Origin of the sequence: Lacticaseibacillus huelsenbergensis, from assembly GCF_029726355.1 — a bacterium.
Classification (GTDB): domain Bacteria; phylum Bacillota; class Bacilli; order Lactobacillales; family Lactobacillaceae; genus Lacticaseibacillus; species Lacticaseibacillus casei.
In genome coordinates, this window is sequence record NZ_CP120687.1 from 38,503 (window position 1) to 61,719 (window position 23,217).

The following is a 23,217-nucleotide window of genomic DNA, read 5'->3' on the forward strand; positions in this document are numbered from 1 at the left end:
TCGTCACCACAAAGTCCTTAACGGTAAGTTATCTTTTCCAACTAAAAGTACATCTCCACCACAATATTCAGCTACAATAGATGGCATACGCATTGATTGAAGGAGTGACCTTCTTGACCCAAAACGAAACCATTCGTCGTCAGCTCCATCACCGCTCTATCCGGCAATTTAAACCTGAGCACCTCAGCCATCAGACGATTCAGACGCTGCTGGATGTTGCCCAGCACACCGCAAGTTCCATGTATTTACAGCTTTTTTCGGTCATCCATATTCTTGATCCGAAAATCCGGGCCAAAATTGCGGCGATGAGTACGCAAACTTACCTGAACGGCCCGGGTGAACTGTTTATTTTCATTGCCGACTTGCACCGCGTCGCCGACTTAACCAAGGCGGCACAGCAACCCCTTGACCGCCTCGGCCGGATGGATAAGTTCTTGCAGGCAAGTGCCGATGCCACCTTGGCGCTGCAGAACATGGTTGTGGCAGCTGAAAGTCTCGGCTTGGGCACGGTCACATTAGGCAGTATTCAAAACGACGCGCAAGCCTTGATCGATTTGCTGCATTTGCCTAAGTATACGTTCCCGTTATTAGGGCTCGCAATCGGGTTCCCGGATGAGCATCCTGATGAAAAGCCACGTATGCCCGAATCACTGGTTGCGTTCACGAATCACTACGGCGAACCGGCACCGGCTGCCGATGCAATGGCTGCTTATAATCGAACGGTCCACGATTATTATGCGACCCGTCACGGCAATCCACGTGAAGAAACTTACACTGATCTGGCGGTCAGCGCAGCCACGCACACGCCAGCCAAACGTGATGACCTATTCAAGGTGATGCGGCGTCAGGGCTTCTTCCCGGAAAGTTGAAAATTGCTTTTTGCATAAAAGTTTTAAAATGCGCACAAATTACCGACACGTCGGCTGCTTGATGAAATGATCAGGCGGTCGACTTTTTTGCCGCGACTTTAAAAGACGTCGGTTCCATAATTTGATGGCTTCCACCCTTCATAGTTGGTTCAGCATGACGCTTTAGACTGCGCCTATCGAAGTTCATTGACCAATCAGTCAATTTCCTATTGACCCGTCAGTCAATCACAACTATACTTCAGGCGAAAAGGAAAATACGACGGAAATATGAGCCGCAATTCCACCTTTCACGCAGAATGCCAGCATCTTTTAAAAAGATCGCATTCATAGGAGGCTACCATGGCAACCAATGTCATCGAATTAGATCACGTTCAAAAAAAGTTCGGCAAGTTTGAGGCGTTGAAGAATGTCAGCTTCACGTTGAGCTCAGGACAGGTACTCGGCTTCTTAGGGCCTAATGGTGCAGGCAAATCGACGACAATTCGCATCATTTTAGGCATGTTAAAGAAAACCGCCGGCAGCGTCACCGTATTTGGTCACGATGCCTGGCGTGATGATGCCGTCATTCATCCCCGGATCGCTTACATTCCCGGCGATGTTTATTTATGGCCGAATCTATCCGGCGGCGAAATTATCGATTTGCTGCTTAGGTTAAACGGCCGCGACCATAACCAGAAAACCGATGACTTAATGCAGCGATTCAAATTTGATCCAACCAAAAAAGCCCGCACCTACTCCAAAGGTAATCGCCAAAAAGTCGTGCTGATTGCCGCTTTGTCGCAAGATGCGGACCTGTATATTTTTGACGAACCGACTTCCGGCCTTGACCCACTTAATGAGCAGACTTTTCAACAGGAAGTCCTTAAACTTAAGCAGGCAGGTAAAAGTGTTTTGCTATCGAGTCATATTTTGTCAGAAGTGGAGCGGATGTGCGATTCGATCGTGATTATCCGTGACGGCAGTGTGATTGAAAGCGGCAATTTAGACCAGATGCAGCACTTGGCGCGGCTAAAAGTCGAAGTCACGACAACAACAGCCAATGATGATTTAGCTCGGGTTGCTGGTGTTCACGACCTGACATTTGCAGCGGCCGACCACACCAAAGCGGTCTTCACCGCCGATCGCGATGAGTTGAGTCGCATTATGCAGACCTTAGCGACCACCTCGATCCTAGACTTGCGGGTCTCACCGCCAACGTTAGAGGATCTGTTTATGCGCTATTACGGAAAGCCAGGTGAGCCCCATGCGGCGGAATAATCGGCATGCTGGCTATCTTTTAAAAGCCAACCTCAAACAAAATCTCAAATTTTCGGTTGTCTGGCTAGTCATTCTCATCATGATGATTCTCAGCGGTGCCGTGAAATTAGAAGCAGCCTTCGTCAACGGGGCCTCCGGTTCAAAAGACATTGTCAAAATGCTGCAGGCACCGGGGATGGCCGCGATGTTTGGCGCAACGCCTAAGGTTATCACTTACAACGCTGCCATCATTTTTGCCAGTGTAATGGTCGTTTCCATGATCATTTTGCAAGCCTTGTGGGTCATGCCGCTGATGATTCGCGACACCCGTGGACAGGAAGAAAGCGGCTTGTTGGAAATGGTCCGGGCGCGCGATGTCGGGCGCCCGGCGGATGTCGTCGCTGCCATTTGGGAGCTGCTACTGGTCAGCTTTGTGCTGGCGGCCGCCTACTTCGCCTCGCTGCTCGCTGTCAACATGGACGGGACTGACATGACCGGCGATTTGTTGTTCGCCATTGCCATGCTGATCGCCAATTTGGTTTTCGGCAGCATGGCTTTGCTGTTCGCGCAGTTAGCCAACAATACCCGCACCGCCAGCATGTTAAGTTATATGGTCTTAGCCGCCGCCTATCTCATTCGGCTCGTCACCGATCTTAACCACCAACAACTCACCTGGCTTTCCCCAATCGGCTGGTTTGAAAAGGTCGACTTTTATACGAAAAATCAACTCATGCCGCTGTATCTCGGCCTTGCTTGCAGCATCCTGCTTTGTGGTGCCGCCATTGCTATTGCCCAAAATCGTGATCTCGGCGCCGGTGTACTGGCGGAAGGAAAAGGTCGCGCCACCGCAGCGCCGTGGTTACGATCGATGCCGGCTTTGATCTGGCGTACCGAACGCGGTCTGCTGTCCGGGTGGCTGATTGGTGCGGTTATTTTCGGCGGCGTCATGGGCAGTGTTCTGGGCGGCGTTGGCGATATTCTTAAAACCAACCCGATTTATCGCCAGCTCTTAGACGTCAAGCAAATTCACGCCGCCAATCAAACCATGGTACTTTCGTTTCTGGCGATGTATATGGCCATTTTTGTCGCTTTGGCCGTCACCGCGGGGGGTCAGATTGCCTTTCGCCTTAAGCACGACGACCGGCTGGGCTATCTTGGCATCATTCACGCGGAAAAGCCAACGCGAACCACGATCAGTACCAGTTACAACTGCTGGGCCTTACTCGTGGGCATTTCGGTGTTTTCTGTCGGGTTGCTCGCCTTATTTTTGACGGGCAATGCGGTCCTAGACCAACCGCTACCGGTAAAGTATCTCGGGCGACTCTTCATCGGTGGTCTGCCTGCAGTCCTGGCATTTATCACGTTAGGCATTGCGCTAGCCGGTTTGTGGCCAAAACTAAGCAGTCTCTTCTGGCTTTATATGGGCGCCGGGCTGATCGTACAGGTCTTTCATGGGTTGTTTTCACTGCCTAAGCACGCTGGCGATTTTACTCCTTTTGGCTGGATTGCTGATGTTCCGATCAAGGCTTTGGGCCAATCGTGGCTTGCCATCATGCTTGTCAGTGCCGTGATCCTCTTCATCATCGGCGTTGTCGGATATCGTCGACAGGATCTGAGCGTATGAAAAAAGTCGTCACCGACCCGCAAAAAGTAACCCGAATTTTACAAGCAGCAACTGACGCCTTCGGACAATTAGGCTTTGCAAAAACCAAAACCGACCAAATTGCTGCAACTGCCGGCGTCTCAAAGGGCTTGATTTTTCATTATTTTGGCAATAAACAAGCCTTATACCTCGACACCTTTAAAACCGCTTATCAGCGGATCTATGCCCATATGGATCCGCACCACTGGCAAGACGCTCCGGGTTTAGCCGCCATGATGTCAGCAGCAGTGAAATATGAGATGAAACTCCAATTGGCCTTCCCAGCTGAGTACCGCCTCATGATGCAGGCCTACGCAGATTTACCGCATTTTCCCCAACCCTTGCAGCAACAAATCCAACAGGAAACCCAAGCCATTTCCGTGGAAGCCAATCGAATATTTCGCGAAAAAATCGAACAATTACCTCGCCGACAAGGGATTTCCGTTGATGACATTTTCAGTGTGGTTTCTGCACTCATTGCCCAACAAACTGCGGTCACAACACAGCTAATCGCCACTGGCAAGTACCGCAACTTTGAAGACCTGCAGGCGGTGGTGGATCAGATGAATCGCCAGTTGAAGATCGTCGAGCATGGCTTTTTGCCAGACTAACTGCTTGTTTAATGAAAAAAACTCAGACAACGCCTCGCAATAGATTTTGGGGTCAGTTGTCTGAGTCTTTTTAACCTGTCATCAAGCTTTTGCTTTCGTCAGTTTAAACAAACGCACGTAAAAGCCGAAGTTGACCAAGCCGATCAAGAGTAGTAGTGCAAAAGCTAATTGACTGCCAATGCCGACGTTCTGGGCATGGGTCAGACCGGGCACCGTGACCGCGGTCATCATCCCGGCCAAGACGGTGGTGCCGATCGATCCGGTGACTTGTTGGCCGGTGCTGTATAAAGCGTTGGCGTCGCTTTGATACTGGTGGGCCATGACCTTCAAGCCGTAAGCCGTGCTGTTGCCAAATGCCATCGACCGACCAATGGCGAAGATCAAATACAGGATCGTCACGCCTAATACACCGATATGGCGACCCCAAATCGTAAAGCCCAGCATCCCGACCGTAAACAGGCTGTTACCCAGCAAAAGCGGCAACCGCCCACCAAAATGATCCAGCATCCAGCCATAAACCGGCTGACCAAGGCCATTAAAGACACTGCCTGGTAGCAAAATCAACCCGCCGACAAACGCACTGGCACCATCTACAGTCTGTACATAATTCGGCAGCAAAAAATTAATCCCCACATTGGAAAACTGCATCAAAATATACGGCAAAAAGCTGTACAAAAAGCCGCCATCATGGAAAACATCCAGCTTAAACAATGCTTTGGCATGATGCTTGGACAACCATAAAAAAGCGCCCATCGCCACAAGCACGACAGCACCGGCCACACCTGCGATAAGCCAGGTATGCTCGCTGATACCGTTTAAAGCGAGCGTCAAACTAATCAAAGCAACACCCAGTGTCGCAAACCGCAGCCAGTCAAATGCAAACGCAGAAGTCGGCGTATATTGCTTAATACGCCCTTGCCCCAATACGAGCAGCAAAGTCGCAAACGGCAAGGTGCTCCAAAAAATCATCCGCCAATCAAAAAAGTTGGCGATGGCCCCGCCAAAAGTCGGTCCCAAGGCTGGTCCGATGAGAATGATGAGATTCGCGATGCCCATATATGTACCCAGTTTGCTAGTGGGCACCGTGTCCAAAATAATGTTGACCATCAATGGCCCACACAAGCCAACACAGCCTGCCTGAACCAGCCGCCCAAGCAACAACACCCAGAACACCGGGGCTAAGGCACACATCAGATCGCCGATGATGAAAAGTAGCGCCGCCGTAATAAAAAGCTGGCGATTGGTAAAGCGCCGTTTCATGTATGCAGAGCTAAGCATCACGAGTGCTGCCGCCAAAAGATACCCTGACGTCACCCACTGCACAGTTGTCAAAGAAACATGAAAGTCATGCATTAACGTCGGAAACGTGACATTCATGGATGTTTCCGTTAAAACCCCGAAAAACGACATAAGCGCCACAATGGTGATGACAAACAAGGCATGACGCGCGTTCTTTTCCTTTTGCTCGATGGTTGTTTTTGCCATGATCGGCCTCCCTTTATCTTCCATGATAAGCCGGGCCATTTTCAGTAACAATATTGAAATTTAAATAATTCCGTGAAAACCAGAATTTTGGCTAGCACTTTTTCTGAAAGTCAGCGCAAAAGTGCGCTAATATGGAATCAATTAATAAAAATTATTTTATCAAGCATGCTTAGCGAAACATGCTGTGCGGATACCCGGCAATCACCGGGCATCCCACTTGGAGGAAATTTCATGACAATCGTTTTGATTCTCCTCGGCTTTTTGGTCGGGGCTTTTATTATGACAATGGGCGGCGGCGGTGGCGCTTTCTACCTCGGCATTATGACCGGTGTCGCACATTTGTCGCCAAGTACGGCTGCCGCAACCTCACTTTTTACCGCCATTCCGGCACTGGCGGTAGGCTGTTACAGTCACTATCGCACCGGCAATATGCGATTTCACGCCGGCAATAAGATTCTACTCACCGCTGTTCCCGCCACAATTGTCGGCAGTTTGGCAGCGCCTTACATTCCTGAACTGATTTATTCATGGGCCATCGCCATCATTTTTGTCGTGCTCGGCGTGCAGATGCTGCGCCAGTCCTTTGCCCGTCACGCCAAAAAGACCGGCCAGCCCACCTGGTTCGCCTATGTGCTAGGCATCATTAGCGGCTTAATGGTGGGCATTGCCGGCTTAAGCGGCGGTGGACCGATTATGGCCGGGTTGATGCTAATGGGTTTGGATATGCCCCACGCGGCAGCCACCTCCTCTTATGCGTTGGTTGCATTGTCTATCATTGGCTGCCTTCTGCACGCGACCCAAGGCACAATTGCCTGGACGGTGGGCGGCTTGCTAATGCTCGGATCGCTGGTAGGCGCCGCCATTACTCCACGCATCCTCAACCGTTTCGATCCGCGGTTACTCACCGCCATCTTGCGCCCGGTTCTCGGTGTTTTACTGATCGTAATGGCTGTCAATCAGGTGTGGTAACCACATTGCGGCAACTTAACCAGCAGTTAAAAATTTTGCCACGAACTTGAAAGCGCCTCCATTGTTTTTGCTGACGCCTCTCTGCATAATGAACCTAAAGATCATTAAAAAATGAGGGGTGAACATCATGCAACTGAGCCAAATAATCCGTAATAAGCGGCTAGCCGCCGGGTTAACGCAAGAAGAACTCGCGCAAAAAGTAGGTGTCTCCGCGCCTGCTGTCAGCAAATGGGAAAAAGGCACATCTTATCCTGACATTACCTTGTTACCTGTGTTGGCGCGTAACCTCGGCACGGACATCAACACATTGTTGGACTTTTCTTCTGACTTAGATCCAGTGGCTCTCCAGGACTTTAACGCCAAGCTAACCATGACAGCACAAAAAGATGGTTGGCAAGCCGCCGTTGCGCTGATTGATCAAGAGTTGCGCGACTATCCATCAGTTTCACAATTACAGATGATGGCGGCACCTTTTCTTGACATGCTGAAGCCCCAGATTCCCAAAGACGACTGGCCTCCTGTACAACAACGGATTATTAAGTTGTACAAGGCGGCTGAGCAAAGCTCCGATTTGCAACAGGCACAACTTGCTGCACTGGGTCTTTTCAATTTTTATCTCAGTGAAGAGCAATTCGACGCGGCGGAAAAGCAACTTGCTGCGTTACCTACCGAAACAGTGACTGCTTGGGCTTTAAAACCTAAACTGCAGTTAAAGCGTGGTCAATTGGCTGAAGCCTATGTTGAGGGCGAGAAACTGTTGGCTAACGATTATGGTGCTCTGGGGCAAGTACTCAGCTTGTTAAGTCAGGTGGCTATCGCTGACCACCAGCTGGCAACAGCTGAGGAATATGTGACGCTTGCAAAGGCGTTGGACCAAGCGATTCACGTGAACAGTCCGTTCGTTTTTGGTGACGAATTGCAACTCGCCAAGGCGACTAAGGATATCAAACGCGCAGTGGCAGTTATCCGGCAATATGCTGACAATTTGGGTCAACCCTTCCCAAAGGTTTTTCAGCATCTGCCCCAACCAAAACCGCGAGAATCGCTAGCTGCGGCACGCAAGCAATTCGTTCAGGACATTGCGCTTGATCCGGACCTAGCATTTTTACAAGATACCCCTGAATATAACGAATTGCTTAAGCAGTACGTCGATTAACGCCTTTTGTTTGAATGTTTTAGCATGCGATTCACGTGCCACCTAAAAAGCATCGTCCGCAATCTTGTGTGGACGATGCTTTTCTACGTTTTACGAATTAATGAACCGGACCATTCAAAAACAATATCGATCTGCCCAGCTTTAAAAAGTCGAAAGATGACACTAATCCAACTGCATATATAAAAGTGGATATGGGTTACCTTGTTCGTCATAATCGGTTCGGTTATAAACTTGAAACCCAAGATGTTCATAAAATCCTTTTGCTTGGGGATTCTGCTCGTTGACCGCCAATCTCTTGATGCCATCGTTTTCTATTCCGAATTGTACAAGCCGCTTTCCCAGACCTTCTCCTCTTTTTGCAGACGCCACAAATAACATTTCGAGCATTTCATTCTCTGTACCCATAAATGCTACTGGAACACCATCTTCCTCTGCGATGATGAGATGCGCAACCTGACGCAATGCTTGTGGAACATATTCTTCAATGCTTTTCAATTCTTCATCAGATAAGAATGAATGTGTCGCCCTGACGGATTGTCTCCATACTGCTAAAAGTTGCTGAATTAACACAGGTTGCCTGTCTTTGACTTCAATTATCTTCATGTACCACCAATTCCTTCTCAACAAATACCGACCAGAATCGCTTATGGATCGGTAATCTTACCCGTGCTCAAAAACTCATACAGATACCGGTTGACCAACGGATTGTGCTCATGCAACTTGCTGTGTTGCGCCTTGCTGTTGGTAATTTCCCGCTCGGAGTAGCTTTTGGCCCGGCCTGCCACAATATACCGCAGTGAGCGAGCGGAATTGACGGGGACGCGGCCATCGGATCCTTTGCCCAGATTGCCAAATAGATTCAAAACTGCCGCTGTCTTGGGAAAATTGCGCCGATTTTCATACATCGGCTTATAACGGTCAGACATCACGCTAGGGCGGCCATCGCTCGCCAACTTGATGTCTTGTCCGCTGTTCATCCCCGGCATACCGGGAAAACCGTTGAACGGACCGGCAATGGTGATGAGCCGTTGCAACGTTGGTTCGCCTTTTTTGTCTTTGGTGACTGCCCAATCGGCCCAAGCCGCGGAACCGGCAGAATGGCCAACAGCATTAAAGTCTTGAATGCCGTAACGTTTTTTCAACTGCTTAAGAATCTTGGTCAGCGTGGCCGCATCTGGCCGCCCGCTACTGAACACAACGGCAATCAGCGGATGACGAACGCTCGGCGACCACGAACCGCTCACACTAAGCTGGCCGGTATTCGTCACGGTGTAACGCAAAACCTGACGATAACCGGGATGCTTGCTAAGGTCATTGATCATATCTTTTTCCGAGCCATAACCGCCACCAAAACCGTGAACAAACAATGTCGGTGTTTGATATGTCCCGGCAACGCGTTTGGTCGAAGGCGCTTCGCCGCGGTTCACCCACCACCACGCGCCGCCACTCACAACCAGAAAGATGCCGATGATGAGCATCACTTTGCCCCATTTTTTCGTCATCCCTCGCCTCACTTTCTCGTGCTGGTTCTTGCCTTGCATTGTACCACGCAGCGGCGATTTTGGAACTTAGAAGCCACTCTCGCCGTTAAAATACTGGCTATTGATACTTGGCAAACAAGAGGATTATTGATACACTGTGTTAGATAGCTAATACACTAATAAGGAGGCACACCGTGGAATTTGACGATAAAGTTCCGATCTACTTGCAAATCAAGCAGTACCTTTACCAAGCCATTATCACGGATCGGCTCAAGTCCGGTGCGCAATTGCCGGCTGTTCGGCAACTGGCTGCCGAGCTAACAGTGAATGTCAACACGGTTCAACGCGCATTAAGTGAACTGATTCAAGAAGGCGTGCTCGTCACCCGCCGCGGCCGCGGTAATTTTGTGACCGACGACATTAAGGTCTTGATTGAGTTGAAAAATCGCGTCATCGCCACCGAACTCGGCACCTTGTATCGCCAACTGGCTGACCTGAATCTTAGCGCCGCGGAAATGAAAGACGCTTTTGCCCAATATGTTGATGAACAGGAGGCTCACCATGACCACGAATAAGATTTCCGCAGAACACCTAACCTATAAACGCAATCGTCAACTCATTCTGGATGATCTCAATCTTGAGGTCCAGCAAGGTCATTTCATCGGGTTACTGGGCGCAAACGGTGCTGGAAAAACCACGTTGATGCGACTTTTAAACGGCGTCGCAACCAATTTTACCGGCACCATCCAAATCGGCGCCTCGGAAAGCATTGTCGACCGCAAGCAACTCAGCAGCTTTAGCGAATCGCTTAAAGGCGTCAACGCCCACCGCACGTTGCACCAAATCGCCACCGATTACGCCATCATGTATCTCGACTTTTCGGAAAAGGCGTTTGAAAATTTCACCAATAAGTACGAATTGGACTGTCACCAAAAATTAAGTGCACTCTCCAAAGGTAATCGGAAAAAATTTGCGACCGCCCTCACCTTGTCCCGCCAAACCCAACTCTATTTACTTGATGAACCATTTGAAGGCATTGACAGCATGACGCGCAAACGCCTTATCAGTAACATGATCGCTTGGAAGCCTGCTGCGGCCACGGTGATGATCTCGGATCACCATGTCAACGATGTCGTGAACATTCTCGACGAAATTGTTGTGTTAAAAGACAAGCACGTTGTCGCGCATCGGAATACGGAACAACTCCGCGAAGAAACCGGCATGAGTGTCGAGGCTTACTATGAAAGTCTCTATGAAGGGAGCACCACAAATGACTAATACTTGGACCATGACAAAAGTCTTGATTCGACAGCGAATTCAAACCGTGGTCAACACATTGGTCGTCACGATCGTTGCAACCATCATCACGGCGATTTTAATGTATTTTGGCGGTAGTGCCCGCTTCTCCATCGAACTTTTCTACTATGCGTTTCAACCATACTTAATTATTGGCGGACTTTACTTATTTATTCGACTCGCCATCAGGCAGGAACATACCTGGGTCGATAATTATTACCGGTCTGTGCCGATTACCAACCTAAAACTCTATTTGGCCAACCTTTTCAGCACCATCTGCAACTTTGTTATTTACTGTCTGGCCCAGAGTCTAATTTTCACCATCCTGCAAGTGGCCAGTCATGGCATTCACTGGCCAGAGACGTCTGTCTGGATGGATGTCGCGGAAGGCGTGATCATTCTTGGCTTAACCTGCCTATTCATTTGGACATTTGTCAGTCTGGTCCACCTGCTCTCCGTCACCATCATGGCCTTCTTACCCGAAACCCAGATTCGTCTCGCACAGTGGGCCATTTATCTAGTCGTGATCATCACGGCCTCTTACTTGTTCAACCAGCTATGGCAGCTATTCTTAATGCCTTTTAGCAACTACAACATAACCGCCATTCTCGGCGTTTTCCTAGTGATCTTCGCCCTCATTTCCAGCCTTAACGTCTACCTGTTGGACAAATGGGTTGAGACTAAGTAGGTCGGGTATTGGCATATGCCATCGTTCTGCGCTAAAAGCTTTTATGAGTATTCACATAATAAAAATGGACTTTCAAGCGGCATCAGCTGTCACTTGGAAGTCCATTTTTGTGATAACCCGTAAAAGATCTTAAGCCTAAAGCGCCAACACCCAGTGGTCTGGTGCCGCCTCGGTTAAGGCCGCACCAGCCGGAATCGGTGTGCGATCAAAATGAACACGTGGCTTTTGCTGCTCAAACAGCGGATCTGCTTGTGGCACCGAAGCGAGTAGCGTCTGCGTATACGGATGCAACGGATGACGGTAAACGGCTTCGGTAGCACCGGTTTCCACAATTTGCCCTTGATACATAACGACGATCTGGTCGCTGATGTAGTGCACCATGGACAGGTCATGGGCAATGAAAAGATACGTTAGATGCTGGGCTTGCTGAATCTGCCGCAACAGGTTCACAATTTGCGCTTGGATTGACACATCCAAGGCAGAAATGGGTTCATCCAATACCAGAAATTTTGGTTCAACCGCCAATGCCCGGGCAATGCCGATACGCTGCCGCTGACCACCGGAAAATTCATGCGGAAACCGATTAATCGCATCCGGCGGCAAACCGACTTGCTCCAGCAACTGCAAAACCCGATCAAGCCGCTCCTGTGTTGATGATGCCAAATGAAAATTATCAATGCCTTCCGCGATAATATCGGCCACTTTTTGGCGCGGATTCAACGATGCAAATGGATCCTGAAACACCATCTGAACCTGGCGCCGAAATTGCTTGCGTTCAGCATGCGAAAAATGTTGAATCGACTCACCTGAAAACAGTACATCCCCGCCTGAAATCGGTCCGATGCCGGCAATCGCACGGCCAGTGGTCGTTTTTCCCGAACCTGACTCGCCCACCAAGCCAACGGTGGTGCCGGAAGCAATTGTAAAATTGATGTGATTCACTGCTTTGATGAGCCGCTGATCTTTCCGGAAGTTGACGCTTAGATCTTGAATGGCAAATAACGGTTCTGTCAAAAATAACCATCTCCATTTGTAAAAGGCTTTGAATTAGGCCTGATTCACCGCGACCGCCAACGACGGCTCCTTGGTGAGTTCGGCAAACCGCGCCCACCGTTTTTGAATCGTGACCGGCGGCTGATAACTCGGCGTTCGCGGATCAAGCAGCCAGGAACGGACAAAATGGGTAGGTGACACCTGAAACAGCGGTGGCATTTCCTTGAAATCAATTGCCAGCGCATAGGGATTGCGGGGTGCAAATGGGTCGCCTTTGATTGGCTTCCGTAAATCCGGCGGTGTCCCCGGTAAGGTAAATAGCTCCTTACGCTGATCGTCCGAACTTGGCACCGCATCCAGCAAGCCCCAAGTATACGGGTGCTGCGGATTATAAAAAATTTCATTTGCCGTGCCAGTTTCGACAATTTTACCGGCGTACATAATGGCTACCCGATCGGCAATATTTGCCACCACACCTAAATCGTGGGTGATGAAGATCACGCTTAAATCGCGCTTGGCCTTCTGTCGCTTGATCAAGTCCAGCACTTGCGCCTGCAGGGTCACGTCCAAAGCAGTGGTTGGTTCATCGGCAATCAGAACCTTGGGCTGCATGATCATCGCCATGGCAATCATGGCACGTTGTCGCTGACCGCCCGACAGTTCATGCGGGTACTTGCGCGCTATCAAGGCCGGATCAGGCAAGCCGACATCTTGAATCGCCGCGTTGACCGCCTGTTTTAAAACGGCCCCGTGCAGGTGTCGGTGCGCCTTAACCCCTTCGCCAATTTGCCGGCCGATACGCATGGTTGGGTTCAGCCCACTCAGCGAATCCTGAAAAATCAACCCAAGCTCCTGTCCGCGCAATCGCGTATAAGCCTTCTTACTGGCGTGCAGCAGATCGGTTTCACCATATTGCATGGCATCAGCCTTGACCTCTGCATCTTTGCCAAGTAAACCCAGTAGCGCATGCGTGGTCACTGATTTACCCGAACCGGACTCGCCAACCAATGCGAGCGTCTCGCCTTGATGCAGCGTTAAATCCACCCCATTGACGGCATAGACATTTTCGTTGGCCTCATGAAACGTCACGGTTAAGTTTTTAATTGAAACAATATCAGTCATGCTGCGCCCCTTTCAAAATTCATTTTTAATACAGAAGTAAATCAATCACGGTGCCGCCAATAAGATTCACGGCGACCCAAATGCCTAATTGCAAGTTGCCAGGCAACGCCCGGAGCATCTTGCTGGTTAAGTTAGCATGCGGGCGGCGGGTGTGCAGCAGCAATTTAATCCCCACGGCAAGGATCGCCAAACCCACCAGCAGCCAAAACGTCTGGTGTAGCCCCCACAATATGGCCAGGGTCAGGCCTTCGCGCGTTAACGACAGACCAGTGGTGACGACCAGCAAGCCAATGAAAAGCGCAGCGCCGACCTGCCAAGGATGTTTTTGGATCATTTTGACACTTCCTTAAAAAGGTTGTGCTGACTACCAATGCAGCGGCTTTTGGGTGAAGCCTGCAAACAAGCTTCTCGCTGCTGGCAGTCAGTTGAGTTAACCTTGAAATTTTGGATCAAGGGCATCGCGCAAGCCGTCACCTACGATATTAAACGCAAAGACGATCGCGACTAAAACCATGATCGGAATGTAAAGTTGCAGGGGATGTTGAAGCATCTGATCCTGACCACTGGCAATCAGGATGCCAAGGCTCGTGTTCGGAGCCTGAATCCCCAGTCCCAGAAAACTAAGGCTGGCTTCACCAAAGATGTTGCCGGGGATGCTTTGGCCAATATCCAGAATCAGAATACTCATCATATTCGGTACCAGATGCCGCGTCATAATCCGCCACACCGGCGTATCCAGCATCACGGCAGCCGTCACATAATCGAGTTGCCGCAATTGCATCACCAGTCCCCGCGCCTGCCGCGCCGCATCTGACCAACTGGTGAGCGCAAGTGCAAACAACATCGTCCACATACCATTGCCTAAAACGACCATGATCAGCATGGTGATCAACAGCCCCGGAAGCGAATTAAACACTTCAATAATCCGCATCATGATTTCATCGACCCAGCCACCAAAAAACGCCATGACCATGCCATAAATTGTCCCAAAACCAATTGCCAGAACGGTACTGAGAATCGCCACCAAGAGCGAAACCTGAATGCCGATGCAGGTGCGCGTAAATAAATCCCGCCCCAAGCGATCAGTGCCAAACCAATGAGCCGCACTCGGCCCCACATTTCGCGCATTGACTCGAATCAAATTGGGGTCATAGTGCTGAAGTTGCGGGCCAATTAAGGCCACTAACACGATGAGAATCAAAATAATACCCCACGCGACTGCTAAGTGGTCTTTTAACAATTTCTGCCGCGCTGATGCCCAGAAACTGATACTTTTGGGTGCATTCGCCTCATCCACCGAGATGGTTGGTTGTTTCGTCAGCACAGTTGGCATACCGGCGTTGTCGGTTCCTTGAACAAAATGAAAATCCGTATCACTGACAGCCATTCGCCTGACTCCCTTCAGTTGTCATATAACTTAATCCGCGGATCAACCACGGTATACAGCAGATCGGTGATGAACATCGTGACAATGTACAAAATCGCCAGCAACACCGTTTCGCCCATAATAATCGGCACATCACGATTCGTCAGCGCCGTCACAAAATACTGCCCGATGCCGGGAATCACAAAAATGCTTTCAATGAAAATTGATCCGGTGATGCCAAAAGCCAACGTCACTGGCAACGAGGTAATAATCGGAATGAACGCATTTCGCACAATATGGTGCAACACGATTTGCGGTTCCGATAATCCCTTGGCGCGCGCCGTCATGACATACTCGCTTGAGGCCACATCCACCATTGAATTTTTCAACAATCGCGCGTAACCGGCAATGTAGCCGACCCCGCCGGCAATCGTCGGCAAAATGGTGTAAATCCAGCCGCCCCACCAGAGTTGATCGCCACTGGGCCACCCGATAATCGGGAACCAGCCGAGTTTGCCGCCAAAATAACTTTGCAGTAACAGTCCCAGCACCAGACTCGGAAACGACATCAAAAACAGTGCCAGAATTGTCACCACCCGATCAATCCAGGTGTTTTTATACACAGCCGCCAGAATCCCCAGCAGTAGCCCCAGCGGAATGCCTAGTAGCATTTGCTGGATACCTAGACGCGCCGATGCCGGCAGACGATCGCGGATCAAGTTCGACATGGTCACAGACGGATCGGCAATTGACTCGCCAAACTGTCCATGCAACATGTTGTTCATGGTAATCACATACCGTTCCATCACAGGTTTATTGAGGCCTGTGTTCTTGTAAACCTGGGCGCGGGTCGCCGCTGGTAATTTATCGGTTTGGGCACTCAGCGCATCACCAGGCACCGCCGAAATCAGGAAAAAAGTTGCCGTGGCAATTAGGAACGTCGATATTAACAGTTCGATAAAACGTCGAACGATCAGCTTGATCACGGTTGCAGCCACCTTCTTCTTGAATCAAAATGAGTCATTTTGCCATCTCCTATTGACCTTATGTACATTGGCCGTGTTTATGGCCAATGTGGCTAGCTAGCTATTCTTTTGACGCATAAGTGTAGTTGAACGTGGCGCCAAAGACGGTTGATTGAAGGTTTTTAACTGACTTGTTGATATAAATACGTGATTCCGAATTGGTTAACGGCACGACGCCGAAATCCTTGGCAACCAGTTGTGTCTCCAGTTGCTTATAAAGGGCCAGCCGTTCTTTCGTACTTAAATTGGCATTTAACTTGGCGTCGAGATCGTCAAACGTCTTGCTGTTATACCCGCCGAAGAATTGCTGGAAGCCGTTATTTGAATCCCACAGGCTCAAATACGAATTCGGATCGGCGCTTCCTGACCAGCCATTGTCAAGCAAATCATACTGATTATCATTTCTGGACTTCACAAAGCTAGGTACATCGGGGGCAGTTTTGATCGTGACTTTGACGCCTAACTGTTGATCAAGCTCTTGTTTCAGCCAAGTACCGGTGTCATCATCATCGACAGTCAGGTAAACAAAATTCAGTTTACTGAGATCCGTTGACTTACCCAGTTCCTTCAAGCCCTCTTTCAACAAGGCCTGACGCTTAGCCTTGGTGTTGTACTGTGCCTGTAAATCTTTCAGTGGATTACCGACATACTCACCGTAGTTTGTTGATCCAACGTTCACCGATTGCGGCACCATGGTATAGGTTGGCTGGTCTTTGCCGTCATTGACCGCCTTGTTGTAACTTTGGCGATTAATCGAAAGTGAGACTGCTTCACGCACCTTCGTATTTTTGAAAAGTCCCTGCGTCCCACCATTGTGTTGATTCATGATTAAAACGGTCGTCCCAGAACCATCTTGTTTTCGCGAGACCAGTTTGTTACTTTTAGCCAATTTGTTGAAGTCACTGATCTGTTTTCCGGAAGCAGACAAGGCGTCCAACTGGCCACTTTGCATTAACGAAAGCACAGTCGACGGCTTGTTTGTCGTGGTGTAGGTGATGGTTTGCAGCTTCACCTTTTTGGCATTCCAATAAGTGTTGTTCTTCTTCAGCGTGATCTTGTCATTCTTTTTCCAAGATGTCAGCTTGAATGGGCCGTTAAAGACCTGATCCTTCACATCCGTTTTCCACTTTTTATTGCCAACCTTATTAATTTTGTCGAGGCGGACAGGGTAATAAGTGACAGATGCAAAGTCGGACAAAAGAGACGGGTAAGCATAAGCGAGCTGAACCTGGAGCGTCTTGGCATTCAAGGCTTTCACACCTAAGTCCTCAGCACTGCCTTTACCAGTGTTGTATGCTTCAGCACCCTTGATGAAATAAGCATTCGTCGCCTGCGAAAAGGCATTCTCCTTTTTCAAAAGCCGGCGGAATGAATCCACATATTGTTGGGCGGTGACTTTCTTGCCGTCTGACCATTTGGCATCGCGCAGCTTGAATGTATACGTTAAGCCATCAGCTGACTTGGTGTAGGATTTGGCCCCAGTTAAAACGACTTTATCTTTGCCGTTTTTCGATTCAATCGTGGTCAAGCCTTCTTGAACTTCTGAAAGAATATCGTTCTCGTTAGTATTGCGCATATCATTCACATCTAACGTCGTCGGATCAAGCTCTTCGGTTAAATTCAACGTCTGAGCGCTGCTTGATGATGCAGAACCTTTACTGCCGCAACCGACAAGTAAGGTCGCCAGCGCAACGCCGGTAATAAGAGCTGTGAGCCAATGGGACTTCTTCATACATGCCATCTCCTAAAGTAAAATAAAAACTGGCGGTGCATCTAGGATTCTAGATACACCGCCAGTTTTGTCCTTCGTTCAAGTCACGTTTGTCCGTCACCCAAGCCGATATCCAGCCATGTAAATAGAACCGCTATATTGTTCATAGCAGCAGCACATGGACATGAACATGACTTGGTTGAACTGGGTCATCACATTGACTCCTCTCGAAGAAATTAGCATTAGCATACTTTTAAAAATATTATTCGTCAACGGGTAATTTCTTAAAACCTGATTGGCACTTGGTGATTTCATGGCGTGATGCCGCGTGGCTACGGGGTTTTAGCTTACTCACAGAATTTTAATTTTGGTTAACTGCCGTTGTGATTGAGTGGTTGTTAAGAAAATAATGGCAATGGCTTCGGGAATGGCTTGACCGTGGCAGCAAAGTGAAGAAGAAAAAGAAACGCCATAATATAGTTTCAATTAAAACAGTCGTCTCTAAACTAGATCGATATCCGGCTTTCATTCAAGTTTGCTGCGTAACTCATATCTGCATTTCCTGGTATTAACCATTTGTTTACGGTTAAATGGGCAAAACATACTGCGCGCATATGATTCATTTGAAACTATTTTAAATTTTGCAATCACAAAAACAGCCAACCGGGACGACTTACTTTCCCAGCCGACTGTTTTCAGTTTAACCAGACACGCACGTTATGCTTCTGCGCGGTGATGCATCAATACCCACAGAAGTGCAGCGCCGGCGCCGATAAACAGCAACGCCGATACCCCGTTGGCTGCGGACAACATGGCAAATGCCATCGTTGCAAAGAGGCCGCCAATCGAAAGGCCAATCCCCCATTTTTGAATCGGTGTCAGGCTGGCAAATGAAGCGCGGAACCCCAGTGCTAACAAGAGCGATCCGACAAATGAGATCAGGCCAAAGATAATGTGCCCTAAAATCAACCAGTTAAACATCTTATTCCCCCTTTCTGATAAGCAATTCGCTACGTTCAGAAATTGGTGTCAATGGCCTCAAGTTCGGCGACCGTTCATCCAGTCACAGTGCCCGAAACCAACACCCAAGTCTTTGCGCAGGGAATCGCGTCAATACGCTTTTACTATACGTGAGATAGTAGCGGTTGCCAACTATTTTGGCTTAGCGAGACTTTCTTCGTTTAAGCGGCCATTTTCTAGGCGCAAGGCCCGATCCCAAAACCGCGTGATATCCAGTCGATGGGAAATAACCATCATGGCAATTGGTAATGACTTTAAGCCTTGACTCAGTGCTTTTGCCGACGCGGCATCTAAGTTGGCAAACGGTTCGTCTAGCAATAACATCGCCCGTTTTGCGACAAGCGCCCGCGCCAAGCCGATCTTTTGCAATTCACCTGCCGACACATTGGCTTTCGCCTGGCCGTGCAGCTGCGTGGTGAGTCCTTGCGGCAGACGGTCAACGAATGCCTGCAAATCGGTTTGGGCGAGCACCGCTTCAATTGCTGCCTGGGTAACCGGGCGACCGAGCGTGATATTTTGTAACAAGGTATCATCAAACAGCGCCACGACTTGCGGAACAAAACCAATCTTGTCGGCTAGTCGCTCCGAAGCTACGCCTGCCGGTTGCCCTTGAATCATGCCGGCTTGTGGAATCAGCAAGCCTAAAATAATCTGAATCAACGTCGACTTCCCGCCGCCACTTGGGCCCGTGACCAAAATCTTTTCATGGGCCGCAACATCAATCGTTAAATTAAGTTGCTGCAACACTGGCTGGTGCGCAGATGGATAGGTGTAGCTTAGATCCTGTAAAACCAGTTGCTCTCCAGAAAAGGAGGAGGCAGAGGTGTACTGTCCGGATACTTTTTGCGTTAGATCTGAATGTTTTTGTTCCGGCAATGTCACTAATGCGAGCAAGCGTTTGGCGGCGACCACCTGCCGTGAAAGTTGGGCATACTGGCCTGGCATGCTGTAGAACAACCACGTAAAGCTCGGTGTTAACATGGCAAACGCCGCAAATTGACCGACCGTGATCATTTTGAAACCGACAAACCACAATTCAACGCCTAAAATTGCAATGTCAACGAACAACCCCAGCGCAAAGCCAAGTACAATGGTTCCCGTTTGCTGAATGCCCATGTGATATTGGGAGTCTGCAAAAGTTTGGTAAGCCTTCCGAAAAAGTTGTAAACCAAACTGTTCACTTTGATAGTCTCTTAATAGTGTTCGTCCTGCAAGTACTTCCAATAAAGCTGATTGCATGCGGCCATTTTCGACTTGTTGGGTGTCCTGTGCCTGAGTTAAGCGACCAGCCATGAAGCGTGGGATCAATAAGGCAGTCAGGCACAATCCTACGATCACGACCATCAGCAGCCATGAGCTCAACCAACCGAATAAGCTGGCGGCAAGGAACGAAAAGGTCCCAACAGCAAGTGCAGTTACCGACTGAATAAACAAGGGGGCGGCCAAGGACGCTTCGGTTGTCATACCATTGAGTCGTTCACTACCGGTTTGATCGTCCGTTGCAACCGGGCCAGTCATGAGTGCGGCCATTTGTTGCGTTTGAAGTCGCTGGACCAGCCGATACTGTGCTTGCGTCTGCCACCGCCCAATCAACCAGCGTCCGAGCCCTATCATTAGCGCCGCACCAAGCGCAACGACAAATAATCTGATCGTTAACATGCTTTGTTGGGTCACATTTTGAATGATACGCGCTAACGCAAACTCGAAGCCGGCGCAGATTAAGGCAATCAACCATAAAAGCGGCGCGATCCGCGTCCCGACCAGTTGCCAGATTTGTTTTAGCTTAGTCATGCTGCTCACCCACTTTAATGATGTGATCGGCGGCCGTGACAAAATCGAAAGTATGCGTGATCACGATAATCCCGCGTCGTCGTGCTTCTTGCCGCAGAATCTGCATGACCATCGCCTGATTCACCGTATCAATATCGGAAAAAGGTTCATCCAAAACCAGCCAAGGCCGCCCCGAAAGCAGCGCACGCGCGATCCCGAACCGCCGCTGCTCGCCTGGTGAGAGTTGCGCGGGATGTAATATTTGATCGACATCATCCGCATATTTTTCAAGCCCAAGTTGGTGTAGTAGTGGCATGACCCGTTGTGACGAGTGATCTTCAACCAAAAGCAAGTTGGCTGCGACAGACGCCGTGAACATCACGCTGCGCTGCGGGACGAATGCCACTAACTCGGACGGCGAGGTGGCAGTTGGACGGCCGCGAATGTCGATGTGTCCGGAAGTAGGCAGTAACTCACCTAAAATCAGCTTCATTAGCGTTGTTTTTCCAGCACCGTTTGCGCCAATGATAAAAGTGATGCCGTGATTATCAATCTGAAAATTCAGATTGTGCAACAGCTGTCGTGAGCTGTTCGGGTAATGAAAAGTCACCCGCTCGCCGACAATCGTCATGGGCTGATCATGAGTCACCGCTATTTTGGTGTTAGTCGTGATCGGAACTTCAGACGCGACCTGTAGCCGCGGCAAAATGCGTTGTAGCGACGTTTTCTGTTGGGCAAGATACGCAATTGTCGGTGCTAACCCTAAAAACGGCCACAAAATCGAGCCGACACCGGCATTCCACGCGCCTAACACGCTCGCTACCGACTGCTGCGTCAGTGGCAACAAGGTAAATCCCAGTACCAGCGTTAACACTTCCGCCAAATAGATCCCGCCGTTAAAAATACCGGACAAGGTACCGGCAGCACTTGCCAACTGCATAAGGCTTGGCGTTGCCTCCTGGAAAAAAACCTGATGCCGCTGCTGGATATACGAAAAAACATGAAGATTCCGCACCATCGCAAAATTCGCCAAGAAATCATTGAAGAAGCCTTTATGGCGATCATCAATGCCAATCAAATTTGTCTGCGCCCGATTTTGGTAGCGAAAAAGTTGCCGAGAAACCACTGCGAAACCGAGACCAATCAGGATAAAAACGACTGCTAATTGCCAGGACTGAGTGGCAACATACGCGATGCCCAAGATGACGGTGATGCCAAAATCAACCAGCGGCAAGACGCCGGTATCCAAAAACTGCATGATATTTTGGGTGTCAGTTACCATTAAGTTCATCGCTAAACCACTATCAGGTGCCTCATCAGCCTTCCCAGCCAAAAAGCTACTCACTAAAGCAGTGGCAATGGCTAGGCTCAAGCGCCGTTTTAGCCGTTCCACAACCACTCCTGATAACCAGTAAACACCCGTATAAACAACCGATGCACCGAGCATCCCACCAAAAATACCCAGCAACAAGCCAACCTGACCGGCCAGCGCCGCAGTTAATCCTAGCTGAATCAACATGGAAATGGCGACGTTGAAGCCATCAACCGCGACCCGCAAGCCAAGCAACCCTACTAACCACCGTTTTTTAATTGAACCGATTTGAAAAATTGTTTGCATTGAAATCGTCTCCTCGTCGTGACTGGAGAATCCAGTCAAAATTTTGGGGACTACGTTGTCACAAACATGAACGTATGCACAAAAAGACGGCCTCCTCAGCCGTCCTTTTAATACATCCTATTTGATCCGACTAGAAGCTCATCCGCGACGCACACCAAAGAACCCTGCACCAATCGCAGCCCCTGCATTCAATTTTGATGGGGTAAATCGGTCTTTGATCCGCATGTTAGGATGCCTCCGTTCGATTTCGGTTTTGATAGCGTTAGCATAACAGGTGGTTCCTGAAAAATCAATGAATTATATCTGTGTTTTTTTAATTTTTCATCGAGTTAACAAAAAAGGCACTAGCGCCAAAAATTGATCCGCTACTAGTGCCGATTATTTTAAAAATTCAGTTACCAAACAAATTATAACTTGCTTTGACTCAGCAAGTCGCGCCGCTCATCAGGATGCCCTTTTTGAATGCCGCTAACACATCTGACCCCTTTGCAATGCGAACGCTGCCGTCTAAATAAGCATGCGCGTCATCTTTGATACTGATGGCGCCGTTTTTAAAGTCCATGGCCAAACCGCTGGCAAAGAAAATCATGTCATAGTCCGAAGTGTACAGCTTCAAACCGGCGTCATTGTCCAACTTCACTTGATAATCCGGATCCGGCTGATCGAGCACAATCAAGGTAAACTTCGTGCCGATGCTGCAGGCACCGCCTTGTAACGAATACCGCCCGCCGCCGTCATCGGCAATCAACAGCAAAACCTTCTGATCAAAATGCTTCTTCTTCATCAAGTCAACAAACGACTGCGATAACTTAATCGATGCCATCATACCGTCACCTTTCCTGTTACTTACTTTTAGTGTGACACTTATGCGGGACAAAATCAATTGTGCGCGGTTAATTACCTTGTATTATCGTTGAGCACCCGCTGCATTAATGAGAACTCCTTTGGCACGCTCAGTCTTCATCGCGATAAAGATCCTCAAATTCTTGCAACGAATGGAGTTCTTGAATGGGAACGTGTTGTGTAGCATTGATCATCCGCACATTAACAGTTTCTGTATCGGCATCTGTATGACTGTTAACTGCATTTTCAATTCTTTTCTCGTTATCTGCCTCGGCCATGTTGCCTATCTCCTTTAACTTCGCGATATGAAGTGTCT

At 49.1% G+C, this 23,217-nt stretch carries 23 protein-coding genes; 9 read left to right on the top strand and 14 right to left on the bottom strand.

Annotation, left to right across the window (positions count from 1 at the left end; genetic code table 11):
• The first annotated feature begins 80 nt into the window (after positions 1-80).
• From LHUE1_RS00200 to LHUE1_RS00215, 4 genes are all read left to right on the top strand, one after another.
• On the top strand, positions 81-869 hold the full coding sequence (locus tag LHUE1_RS00200) for an NADPH-dependent oxidoreductase (protein ID WP_049172578.1): 789 nt from the start codon (positions 81-83) through the stop codon (positions 867-869).
• A gap of 339 nt (positions 870-1,208) precedes the next feature.
• Positions 1,209-2,126, top strand: coding sequence for an ABC transporter ATP-binding protein (locus LHUE1_RS00205; RefSeq protein ID WP_049172576.1), 918 nt, complete (start codon positions 1,209-1,211; stop codon positions 2,124-2,126).
• Positions 2,113-3,729, top strand: coding sequence for an ABC transporter permease (locus LHUE1_RS00210; protein ID WP_277848142.1), 1,617 nt, complete (start codon positions 2,113-2,115; stop codon positions 3,727-3,729). Before LHUE1_RS00205 ends, LHUE1_RS00210 begins: the two co-directional genes overlap by 14 nt.
• Positions 3,726-4,358: a TetR/AcrR family transcriptional regulator gene (locus tag LHUE1_RS00215; RefSeq protein WP_049172572.1), complete on the top strand. Its 633-nt coding sequence runs from the start codon at positions 3,726-3,728 to the stop codon at positions 4,356-4,358. Before LHUE1_RS00210 ends, LHUE1_RS00215 begins: the two co-directional genes overlap by 4 nt.
• An 81-nt stretch (positions 4,359-4,439) precedes the next feature.
• On the opposite strand, the gene LHUE1_RS00220 is transcribed toward LHUE1_RS00215, so the two are convergent.
• Positions 4,440-5,843 carry an MFS transporter gene (locus LHUE1_RS00220; RefSeq protein ID WP_049172570.1) on the bottom strand — a complete coding sequence of 468 codons (1,404 nt, stop codon included), beginning with the start codon at positions 5,841-5,843 and terminating at the stop codon, positions 4,440-4,442.
• Between the two features lie 231 nt (positions 5,844-6,074).
• Here LHUE1_RS00220 and LHUE1_RS00225 point away from each other — a divergent pair, with 231 nt between their 5' ends.
• Positions 6,075-6,812, top strand: a complete 738-nt coding sequence (locus LHUE1_RS00225) for a sulfite exporter TauE/SafE family protein (protein WP_049172568.1) — start codon at positions 6,075-6,077, stop codon at positions 6,810-6,812.
• 127 nt (positions 6,813-6,939) lie between these two features.
• Positions 6,940-7,968, top strand: coding sequence for a helix-turn-helix domain-containing protein (locus tag LHUE1_RS00230; protein WP_049172566.1), 1,029 nt, complete (start codon positions 6,940-6,942; stop codon positions 7,966-7,968).
• A 162-nt stretch (positions 7,969-8,130) separates the two neighbouring features.
• Here the strand turns inward: LHUE1_RS00230 and LHUE1_RS00235 are convergent, their stop codons facing one another.
• Together LHUE1_RS00235 and LHUE1_RS00240 are read right to left on the bottom strand one after the other, a co-directional pair.
• Positions 8,131-8,571, bottom strand: coding sequence for a GNAT family N-acetyltransferase (locus tag LHUE1_RS00235; protein WP_049172564.1), 441 nt, complete (start codon positions 8,569-8,571; stop codon positions 8,131-8,133).
• Positions 8,572-8,612: 41 nt separating this feature from the next.
• Positions 8,613-9,470 carry an alpha/beta hydrolase gene (locus tag LHUE1_RS00240; protein ID WP_049172562.1) on the bottom strand — a complete coding sequence of 286 codons (858 nt, stop codon included), beginning with the start codon at positions 9,468-9,470 and terminating at the stop codon, positions 8,613-8,615.
• Between the two features lie 173 nt (positions 9,471-9,643).
• Here LHUE1_RS00240 and LHUE1_RS00245 point away from each other — a divergent pair, with 173 nt between their 5' ends.
• From LHUE1_RS00245 to LHUE1_RS00255, 3 genes are read left to right on the top strand one after another with little or no spacing between them, the layout of a single operon-like run.
• Entirely contained in the window at positions 9,644-10,024 is a 381-nt protein-coding gene (locus LHUE1_RS00245) for a GntR family transcriptional regulator (protein ID WP_049172561.1), read from the top strand.
• Positions 10,011-10,727: an ATP-binding cassette domain-containing protein gene (locus LHUE1_RS00250; RefSeq protein WP_049172558.1), complete on the top strand. Its 717-nt coding sequence runs from the start codon at positions 10,011-10,013 to the stop codon at positions 10,725-10,727. The genes LHUE1_RS00245 and LHUE1_RS00250 overlap by 14 nt, the downstream gene beginning before the upstream one ends.
• The gene (locus LHUE1_RS00255) at positions 10,720-11,433 is read left to right on the top strand and encodes a hypothetical protein (RefSeq protein WP_049172556.1); all 714 of its coding nucleotides are present in this window, start codon (positions 10,720-10,722) and stop codon (positions 11,431-11,433) included. Before LHUE1_RS00250 ends, LHUE1_RS00255 begins: the two co-directional genes overlap by 8 nt.
• Positions 11,434-11,568: 135 nt before the next feature.
• Here the strand turns inward: LHUE1_RS00255 and LHUE1_RS00260 are convergent, their stop codons facing one another.
• The 11 genes from LHUE1_RS00260 to LHUE1_RS00310 form a co-directional block, all read right to left on the bottom strand.
• The gene (locus tag LHUE1_RS00260; RefSeq protein WP_049172554.1) at positions 11,569-12,447 is read right to left on the bottom strand and encodes an ATP-binding cassette domain-containing protein; all 879 of its coding nucleotides are present in this window, start codon (positions 12,445-12,447) and stop codon (positions 11,569-11,571) included.
• 33 nt (positions 12,448-12,480) lie between these two features.
• Entirely contained in the window at positions 12,481-13,548 is a 1,068-nt protein-coding gene (locus LHUE1_RS00265; protein WP_049172552.1) for an ABC transporter ATP-binding protein, read from the bottom strand.
• A 25-nt stretch (positions 13,549-13,573) separates the two neighbouring features.
• Positions 13,574-13,882 (bottom strand): hypothetical protein, encoded by a 309-nt coding sequence (locus LHUE1_RS00270; protein WP_049172550.1) that lies wholly within the window; start codon positions 13,880-13,882, stop codon positions 13,574-13,576.
• 96 nt (positions 13,883-13,978) lie between these two features.
• Entirely contained in the window at positions 13,979-14,881 is a 903-nt protein-coding gene (locus LHUE1_RS00275; RefSeq protein WP_390882702.1) for an ABC transporter permease, read from the bottom strand.
• A 68-nt stretch (positions 14,882-14,949) separates the two neighbouring features.
• On the bottom strand, positions 14,950-15,900 hold the full coding sequence (locus LHUE1_RS00280; protein ID WP_049172544.1) for an ABC transporter permease: 951 nt from the start codon (positions 15,898-15,900) through the stop codon (positions 14,950-14,952).
• 100 nt (positions 15,901-16,000) lie between these two features.
• Positions 16,001-17,671 carry a peptide ABC transporter substrate-binding protein gene (locus LHUE1_RS00285; protein ID WP_049172543.1) on the bottom strand — a complete coding sequence of 557 codons (1,671 nt, stop codon included), beginning with the start codon at positions 17,669-17,671 and terminating at the stop codon, positions 16,001-16,003.
• Positions 17,672-18,367: 696 nt separating this feature from the next.
• Entirely contained in the window at positions 18,368-18,631 is a 264-nt protein-coding gene (locus tag LHUE1_RS00290) for a hypothetical protein (RefSeq protein ID WP_010491405.1), read from the bottom strand.
• Positions 18,632-18,802: 171 nt separating this feature from the next.
• Entirely contained in the window at positions 18,803-20,461 is a 1,659-nt protein-coding gene (locus tag LHUE1_RS00295; protein WP_049172541.1) for an ATP-binding cassette domain-containing protein, read from the bottom strand.
• Complete coding sequence (locus LHUE1_RS00300) at positions 20,454-22,058, bottom strand: ATP-binding cassette domain-containing protein (RefSeq protein WP_049172539.1); 1,605 nt, start codon at positions 22,056-22,058, stop codon at positions 20,454-20,456. The genes LHUE1_RS00295 and LHUE1_RS00300 overlap by 8 nt, the downstream gene beginning before the upstream one ends.
• Positions 22,059-22,482: 424 nt before the next feature.
• Positions 22,483-22,881, bottom strand: coding sequence for an iron-sulfur cluster biosynthesis family protein (locus tag LHUE1_RS00305; RefSeq protein ID WP_049172623.1), 399 nt, complete (start codon positions 22,879-22,881; stop codon positions 22,483-22,485).
• 130 nt (positions 22,882-23,011) lie between these two features.
• Positions 23,012-23,179: a hypothetical protein gene (locus tag LHUE1_RS00310; protein ID WP_277848143.1), complete on the bottom strand. Its 168-nt coding sequence runs from the start codon at positions 23,177-23,179 to the stop codon at positions 23,012-23,014.
• Positions 23,180-23,217: the final 38 nt, after the last annotated feature.